Annotated in this window: 4 protein-coding genes and 3 pseudogenes; 2 read left to right on the forward strand and 5 right to left on the reverse strand. The window is 50.6% G+C overall.

All coding sequences use genetic code 11. The features are described from left to right. Nucleotides 1–115: 115 nt before the first annotated feature. On the reverse strand, nucleotides 116–1,528 hold the full coding sequence (locus G522_RS30210; protein WP_169453602.1) for a hypothetical protein: 1,413 nt from the start codon (nucleotides 1,526–1,528) through the stop codon (nucleotides 116–118). Nucleotides 1,529–1,658: 130 nt separating this feature from the next. Beyond that, a pseudogene (locus tag G522_RS28510) lies at nucleotides 1,659–2,588 on the reverse strand (transposase family protein). A 72-nt stretch (nucleotides 2,589–2,660) separates the two neighbouring features. Between G522_RS28510 and G522_RS30215 the strand changes: the two are divergent. Next, nucleotides 2,661–2,891 carry a hypothetical protein gene (locus G522_RS30215; protein ID WP_156887047.1) on the forward strand — a complete coding sequence of 77 codons (231 nt, stop codon included), beginning with the start codon at nucleotides 2,661–2,663 and terminating at the stop codon, nucleotides 2,889–2,891. A 123-nt stretch (nucleotides 2,892–3,014) separates the two neighbouring features. Here G522_RS30215 and G522_RS28520 read toward each other — a convergent pair. The 3 genes and pseudogenes from G522_RS28520 to G522_RS29800 all read right to left on the reverse strand — a co-directional run bounded on the left by G522_RS28520 (nucleotide 3,015) and on the right by G522_RS29800 (nucleotide 6,408). Beyond that, a pseudogene (locus G522_RS28520) lies at nucleotides 3,015–4,112 on the reverse strand (IS3 family transposase). Nucleotides 4,113–4,476: 364 nt separating this feature from the next. Further along, entirely contained in the window at nucleotides 4,477–5,718 is a 1,242-nt protein-coding gene (locus tag G522_RS29795) for a glycosyltransferase (RefSeq protein ID WP_084633378.1), read from the reverse strand. 111 nt (nucleotides 5,719–5,829) lie between these two features. Next, nucleotides 5,830–6,408, reverse strand: a complete 579-nt coding sequence (locus tag G522_RS29800) for an acyltransferase (RefSeq protein ID WP_245586727.1) — start codon at nucleotides 6,406–6,408, stop codon at nucleotides 5,830–5,832. An 848-nt stretch (nucleotides 6,409–7,256) separates the two neighbouring features. Here G522_RS29800 and G522_RS28525 point away from each other — a divergent pair. Beyond that, nucleotides 7,257–8,196, forward strand: a pseudogene (locus G522_RS28525) (IS481 family transposase). Nucleotides 8,197–8,368: the final 172 nt, after the last annotated feature.

Below are 8,368 nucleotides of genomic sequence, written 5' to 3' on the forward strand. Positions count from 1 at the left end.
TCCGCGCCGATGCCTGGCATCACCCTCCCCTAAGGACAAAACCAACGCCGGAAACAAACTCATAACTGGATAATTCCTAGAGAACTTAGCCACGCCTGAATTTCCAAGCGCCCAGCTAAAATATACCTCCGCGAGATCTGTTTGTAGAGACAGCACAAAGAGAATTACGATCGGCTAAATCGAGAGAGCCGCTTGACACACCAACCGCTCTGTAACTCCTATTCCCATAGTGTGTCCTCATTATAAATGCAAAGCTAAATGCAATTATTAATTGTACACTGATCTCTTCAATCACAGATCTATCGTAAACGGCATATAAAATCGACAAAAATACCACCACCCTTGATATGTTAAACAAATCGCCTCTCTCATCTCCCCTATGTTCCTCTCTCGAATAACCTTTAGACAAAACTAATATAAACATTACAAACCACACAATAGTCCCAACGACTCCTATATCCCAAAGTAATTGATTAATTGAAGATGCAGCTACGCGCAGTGGATAGTATTTTTCATATATGAATCCCCTACCCGTATTGGTCACGCGGCTTGACCCCACGCCAAAGCCTAAAATTCTTCTCTCCCACGTCACGTCCGGATCGCCTGCCCATATATTAATCGATGCAGCCCGTCCGACCTCTCCGGTCTCATAGTTTACTTTGTCTATATCTGTGACATACCGTACAGAGTCATCTATAGTAGATTCAATAGTTCCAGAAAATTTATCCGAATAATACATTTCTTGATAGGACACACCAACCCCAACCAACATCACCATCCCGAATACCAGTAATAATACGACGCGCAAATAAGATTTAGCTGGACTCTGTGCCGCTAGAAAAATGAACAAAATCGGCAAAAATATGAATATCGCCTTCACCTCCGCCAACGCTACACATCCAAACGATGACAATATACATATAATAAATTTTCCCCAAGACACCTTTTTTGTGGCGAACAACCAAAATGCTGCGCTGAAGCTTATGAGCAAATAGAAAAGCAACGCGCCTGAAGCGCCGCCTCCGTTTGGATCACCACCGAACGTTCCCACTACCGCATCCCAAGACGCAAAGCCGCCGCGCATGGGAGCTACAACGAAATGCTGATGAGCACAAAACACGAGCTCAATAACCGGCAAGTATAAAAATAACCTCAATACCGCGTCAGCCATTCTCTCCTCATTCCCACCCAACACTCTATATATATACATAGAAACAACAGGTAAAAATGCATAAACCCTCAATCCATTTAGCGCCGAAATAGCATTATAATTCAACGATATGACCAACGACACAGCCAATAAACATAGATATACAATAAACGAACGCCCAAACCCTTTTAAATCGCTTCTCCTTGTGAAGAGGATGCTCATCAAGTCGAAAAATACAATCACATAGACAGCAATATATGCTATATACATCACATTAGACATGCCAGAATAGTAAGATACCACCCCCTGGACGAGTATACATAGCACAAATATACCATATAAGACAAAGACTCTCGAATTAATCTTTACCATATCCATATTTATTCTCTATCACAGTTGAGAGGTATTTTTTCCAAATTACTTATCTGGCGGCCCAGACAAATAGAACACGCACATTTCGTAGCGTTAGTACAGCACTTGATCCAAATGCGTGAATATCTCTGGCTGTTCAGCCCGGCATTTGACGGGCTGGATCAATGATAAATCGGGCCGGTTCTGCAGTCCGACGTTTGCAGATGACTGGTGCGACGTAGGGCCTGTGATGGTCTTGAGCTTGCGACCGAAGTTTTAAGCGAATGAAGTCGTGGAGGTGCCGTCGCAGCTGGTTGTGATCGTCGTAGTGGAAGCGTTTGACGGTAGCGTGCTTGGCGGTGCGATTCATCCGTTCCATTTGACCGATCGTCTAGGAATGCTTAGGTTTGTGAGCTTGTATTCAATACCGTTCTCGTCGCAAACGCGATAAAAAAATACGGTGAAGGCGTATTTGTGGCGAGTTTGGTAGGTGAACTTGTTATCGTTGTGGTCAGCACTGTGAGGATGACGTAGGGAACCGCTATGATGATATCGTGCAGTAACTGTGCCGTGATCATCTTGCCGGCTTTGAGACGGCCCTGGGCGAACGCAAACTTGGAAGTCCGTTCAATGGCCACAAAGAAATAGAGCCCGCCGTCTGCGTCTCGGCGATATCGATGCGGAAGTAGCAGATCGGGTAGGCCTTGAACTTCTTCTTCACCGGCTTGTCGCCCTCGACATCCGGCAAGCGGCTTATATCGTGGCGCTGCAAGCCCCGATGCAGAGACGACCGCGTCAGATGTGGGATCGTCGGCTGCAAGGCGTAGAGGCAGTCGTCGAGTGGCAGCGACGTGTGGCGGCAGTAAGCCACGATGACCGCCTCCTCCTCGACTGAGAGGATAGTTGACTTCGGCTCCTTTGGGCCAGTCTTCAGGTCGGCTGTTGAACTGCGCTTCTTCCACTTCCCTACGGTCTTCTGCTTGATGCCGTAACGCTTCGAAAGGACCCTCAGGCTCTCTTGACTATGCTGTATCGCTCCACGGACGGCCTCTGTCGTTGTGGCGCTGCTGTGTAGAACTTGGCCCATAGTGCATCCCTCCAAGCCGGGAAAACAATGCACCATCAAAGCCTGGGATCAAACACCTAGTCAGAAAGGTTGTTGGCCGCTTGGACCACTAGCGCCTTAAGCATCATCACCGGGTCGTCCACCTTGCGAGCCGCTGGTGTTGCCAAGCACCATCGACAGATCGTCACGAAACGTCTCAAAGTCGACGGCCTCGCCGAACATCTCCAACTGTTCACCGAGATCGCTCAGCCGCTTCAGTCGGTCATTAAAGTCGGAGAAGCCGGGCAACCAGCGGCATTGCCCGTTGAAGCCGACCCGGTTTGAAGTTCGTCTGGCTGAATGTGACGTTGCCCCCAGGAATTATTCAGTTCTGAGTTCGTTTCCGGCGTTGGTGAAGCGCTACCCGTTTTTAGGCCAGCGGGAACTGGAAAATTCAGGCTTGTTGGCTCATCCTGGCGGGGCTGCCGGAAGGCCATTCATGAACACGATCGGCGGTTTGTTGCCGATCGCGCTGTGCGGTCTGACCTCGTTGTAGTCTCTACGCCAATCCTCCATTTTCGCCCGCGCGCCTTCAAGGCTCATGAACCAAAGGGTGTTCAGGCACTCGGCGCGGAGCTTGCCGTTAAAGCTTTCGATGAACCCGTTGTCGGTCGGTTTGCCTGGTCGTGAGAAGTCGAGCACGACGTCCTTCTGATAGGCCCACAGATCGAGATCCCTGCTAATGAACTCACTGCCGTTGTCGACCCGGATTGCCTTCGGATAGCCAACGCTCCGGCAGATCCGCCCAGCGTCTGAACGACGTCTTCTTCCCGATAGCTGAAGCGGGGACCGACCGCTGGAGAGAAGCGTGTGAAGGTATCGACGATCGTCAGGATACGGATCTTGCGCCCCGTCGCCGCTGGTCGTGGACAAAATCCATCGCCCAAGTCTGGTTGCTGTGTGTTGCCGGACGGCGGTCCTCTCGCAGCTTCGCCTTGACCCGCCGCTTGGGTACCTTGTTCCGCAGTTGCAGGCCCAACTCCTTGTAAAAACGATAGACTCGCTTGGGATTGACCGCCCAGCCGTCACGCCACAGAAGCACGTGAACGCGCCTGTAGCCGTAGCGGACGCGGGTCTCGCAGATCTCCTTGATCCTATGCTTGAGCTCGGCCTGCGTGCCGCGCCGAGACTTGTAGACATAGAGCGCGCGGTCGACGCGCAAGGTCGAGCAGGCACGCCTGATCGACACCTTCCACTCGCCGCGCAACAGGTCGACAAGCCCCCGCTTCACCGCAGGCCTCAGATTTTTTTCGCCAGCACGTCCTGCAGCATCGCCTTGTCGAGAAACAGGTCGGCGACAATCCGCTTCAGCTTGGCGTTCTCTTCTTCAAGCTGCGGCAGCCGCTTCATCTCCGACGGCATCAGGCCTGCGTAGCGCTTGCGCCAGTTGTAGAAGGTGGCGTCCGATATACCTGCCTTGCGGCAGACCTCTGCCACCGGCGTCCCATCCTCCTCCCGCTTCAGAACAAACGCAATCTGCGCTTCCGTGAACTTCGAAGCCTTCATGGAACTCTCCTTGTCCCTGACCAGGATCATAAGTGGAAAATTCCAATTCAAACTGGCCTAAATCAAAGGGAGCACGTCGAAGGTCACCAGACATCTCCAGAGCCTTCCACTAGAGAGCAAAGGGAATCACAGCCCCCCTTGATCTAGCGAGTTTTCTAGAACTACCCAGTTTGGTACGAACGCTGCCTAGGTTGCGCGGCAGAAGGAAGTAGCTCGGTTCTTGCGCGTCGAAGCAGATCATCTCCAGGGGTTACGATGGGAACTCTTATCAAAGACAGTAAGCATCGCGGCCAGCGAAATGGGCAGCCCACAATCATTGAATTGTGTCGGCTCACTGTGGGCAGAGGTTCTTACCAGCGGACAATTATATCTTCTTCACAAGAAGGTCATCGTATTTCTTATACACTATATCAGATAGGTTCTCGTAATCTCTTTCAAATTTTATCCATGATGCATTAAACTCTTGCTCCTCAAGAGTTAGCCTTCCAGTTCCATGCGCGCTGAGCAATCCCTCGTAAAACCCATCCGGAGTAAAATCCACCAGAATACCCCCTCTAGTTTTCTCAATAACATAACTTTGGTCCGGGTGAACATTAGCAACCACGCGACTCCCCATCGCGATATACTCCACTAATTTCGTCGGCGTTGCGGACCTAAGCATAGGCGAGTCATTTGGGTATGACGCTATACACACATCCGCACGCTGCACCCACTTTAAAAGCTCTCGAAGCTCCATATGAGCCTTAAATACTACTCTTTTTTCCACTCTATACTCTTCAAAGACGCTTTTAATTAGGTCCCTCTCTTTCTTTGTTGAACTACCAATTATGACGAAGATGGCCTTGTCGAATCCCACGAGGAAGCGCGCGATACCCTTCGCTGGGATGTGCATTTGCCGCGCAGCATCAATTGCGCCCGTATAAAGAATTACAAATTCATCGGCTCTGATTCCACCAATACTGTAATCGATAGGCTCCTTGATATATCGAGAGGAAGCCACACCCATCGGTACTACAGTTATCTTGCTATTCAAAGCCCCATCTTCAATTACATCCATCCTCATCTGATCGCTTTGAACAAACAAATGAGATGAATACCTTAACGTTAAGTATTTCATAGCAATTCGCCCTGCATATCCAATAGTAAACCTTATTATCGCACCCGGAATATCTCCGTTTTTAAAATGGTATTTTGCCCTATATATGTATCCGAGCTCCATTGGATAGGACATCCAGTATATAAAAGGCACCCCCTTTATTTTGGATACGGCCCTATATAACGGTGAAATTAAAAATGTATCTCTACATTGAACTAATTGATATTTACCTCCGAATATCAGCATAATAGCGTTTATGTGAATTAACATACTCCTAATATATCTTACTATAAAATTTCCTTTCGCACTAATCACAATAAAATCGCCTATTTCGTCTTGAATTTCTCCTTTTCGTTCACTGTCCTCTGTCATTATCCAGGTTATATGGAATCCATTCTCTTTCGAACGCCGGTATAGTTCAATAATATCAACACGAAATGGAGGATATTTATCCAGCGCAACAATCAATACGTTCTTATACGAAGTTTTGTTTGATATTTTCTTATCCATAAATAACCTCCAGTTTTTCTCCGGACGAAATATTCTATTTATTCAGTGCACTGTTCCGTATTGGATCGCCGCGCTCTCTACTATGGCAGTGTTACCCACCAAGCTACGATCTTACCTTCTCGCCTGGCTTTCCTCTCCCCTAAATCTTAGGAACTTCGCCGGCACGCCGGCGTAGACACCGTTGGCAATCGTACTTTTCGTTAACACCGCACCACTCGCAATTACACAACCGCGTTTAATCGTAACTCCATCCAGTATCTTGGCTCCAGAGCCGATCCATACATCGTCCTCAATAAGAATACCCTTGCGAGAAAGTCCCTGGCTGTAGATTGGCAACGTGACGTTCTCGATGTTGTGATTTGCAGGTATGATTACAACATGAGACGCTATACGTACATTATTCTCAATCCTCAGCCCCCCGTGCCCATACAATATCGAGTATGGATTGACTGAACAGTTGTCACCAATTGTGATTTTTCCTCCAAAAGGCCATAATATGCAGCCGCTGTGTAGATAACAGTCTTTACCAATACTAATTTCTCCCCCCTCTGAAAAACGCAACCTTGCTCCGATTTCAATAGTTGTTTTAGAACCAATGTGAGCCGAAGAATAAATTCTTGTCAATGACGTATTAATATACCTAGATATAATATCTAACTTTCCAATAATTCTACGTACAATTTTTTTCAAATTTTCCTCCTTGGGATGACAATCCCTTCAGTCACCCTAAATGGTCGTCCGTCTCGGAAATTTTAAATTCGCGGCTGTACTTAGCAAGCCGTATACGGATGTTGTGCGTTAGCTTAACAGAGCAGACCTTTGAGGTCGAGCGCTTCAGCGGCAGACAGCACACAACTAGGATCAGCCGGTCCGTGCGATATAACAGTTCACGAACAATCGTATTTCTCTAGCGAGGGATCATCTGTGCTGGGTTCGTAAGTAACCGTAAGTTCATGCCTTGCGCCATGCGTTACAGTAATAACTACCGTTGAGGTGCTATCTGCCGATGACGTTACTCATGGGTGGGAACCGACTAACGAGGAGAAGATCCGAATCGCCAAGGAGAGTCTGCGCGGTTCTCGTCAGGGCTTAGCTGCCGGGGGTCGCGATCATTGCTGTCGATTTGGTAGTAGGATTATCGACATGGCATTCTTGGTCATTCTGCAGTGCCGGCTTTCGTAGCAGTTTCCCCTTCCGACGCCAACGCCCCTCGCGATATAGCGGTGCCAGCGGCTTCAAACGCTGACACACAGATTGAGATGGTGCTGTTGAGCGCCCTTTGTCCAAAGGTGCCTGCCTCGGTCGTCTCAAATATGCTCTGGCATCTTCCTCCGGTGTCGGAAGGGCGATGATCGTCTATCCGTCCGGAGCTGGCGTTCGGATTGTCAGTGCCGTCACCGATATGCGTTGCGGCACGCACTTGCGTGCGCTGACAGTTTAACAAGGACTGGCTGTCGAAGCTATGAAGGTTGTTCATCCGGGCCCTGGGTGCGAGGTTGGGGTTGCGAAGCACCAAAATCCTGCCCGGAGGTCCCCGGATGAACGTCCACGAGAATGCGCGGATGATCGTTCGCGGTCGAGTCCTTTTGGTGAAGCGGATTGTCGAAGGCGGCTGGCGCGTGACGTTGGCTGCGGAGGCAGCGGGTATATCGGTTCGCACGGCCTACGAGTGGCTGGCTCGCTATCGCGCCGGCGGCGGGGCGATGCTGACGGACCGGAGTTCGGCTCCTCTGCGCCGTCCCCACGCCAAGTCAGCGGCGACAGTCGCATCCATCGAGGCGCTACGGCGCCAGCGCATGAGTGGTCCGGCCATCGCCCGACATCTCGCCCTGCCGCGCTCAACCGTTGGCGTCATTCTTCGGCGACTGGGTCTTGGCCGCATCCAAGCTCTGGAGGTGAGACCGCCGGTAATCCGCTATGAGCGTCAGCATCCTGGCGAACTCATTCATGTCGATATCAAGAAGCTCGGCCGTATTCATGGCGTCGGCCATCGCATCACCGGCGACAGGCGGGGCCAAAGCAACAATCGCGGCATCGGCTGGGAATGCCTGCATGTGGCCATCGATGACGCCTCACGTCTGGCCTACACCGAAGTACTGGCCGATGAGAAGAAAGAGACGACCTGCGCCTTCACCGCTCGCGCCATCGACTGGTTCGAGCGCCATGGCATGACCATCGCACGCCTGATGAGCGACAACAGCAGCGCCTACCGGAGCCAGGCATTCCGCCTGCTGCTCTCAGCGCGCGGCATCCGCCACATCCGAACCCGCCCCTACACTCCACAGACCAATGGCAAGGCCGAGCGCTTCATTCAGACCTCGCTCCGTGAATGGGCATACGCAGCGCCCTATAAATCCTCAACGGAGCGAAACCAGGCCATGCCAAGCTGGATCGACGCTTACAACACAACCCCACTCAGCCCTCAACGGCATTCCGCCATTCAAAAGGCTGAACAACCTTCTGGGAAACGACAGCTAGAGCGCGATCTACATGGTGGCGAACTACTCTGCTTTCTAACCGCAAGGGCAATCCGATGAAGACCGTCTGGCACGACAGCGTGGCTAAGTTCTCTAGGAATTATCCAGTTATGAGTTTGTTTCCGGCGTTGGTTTTGTCCTTAGGGGAGGGTGATGCCAGGCATCGGCGCGGA

It is taken from the genome of Pleomorphomonas oryzae DSM 16300, assembly GCF_000422965.1.
In the GTDB taxonomy this organism is placed as follows: Bacteria; Pseudomonadota; Alphaproteobacteria; order Rhizobiales; family Pleomorphomonadaceae; genus Pleomorphomonas; species Pleomorphomonas oryzae.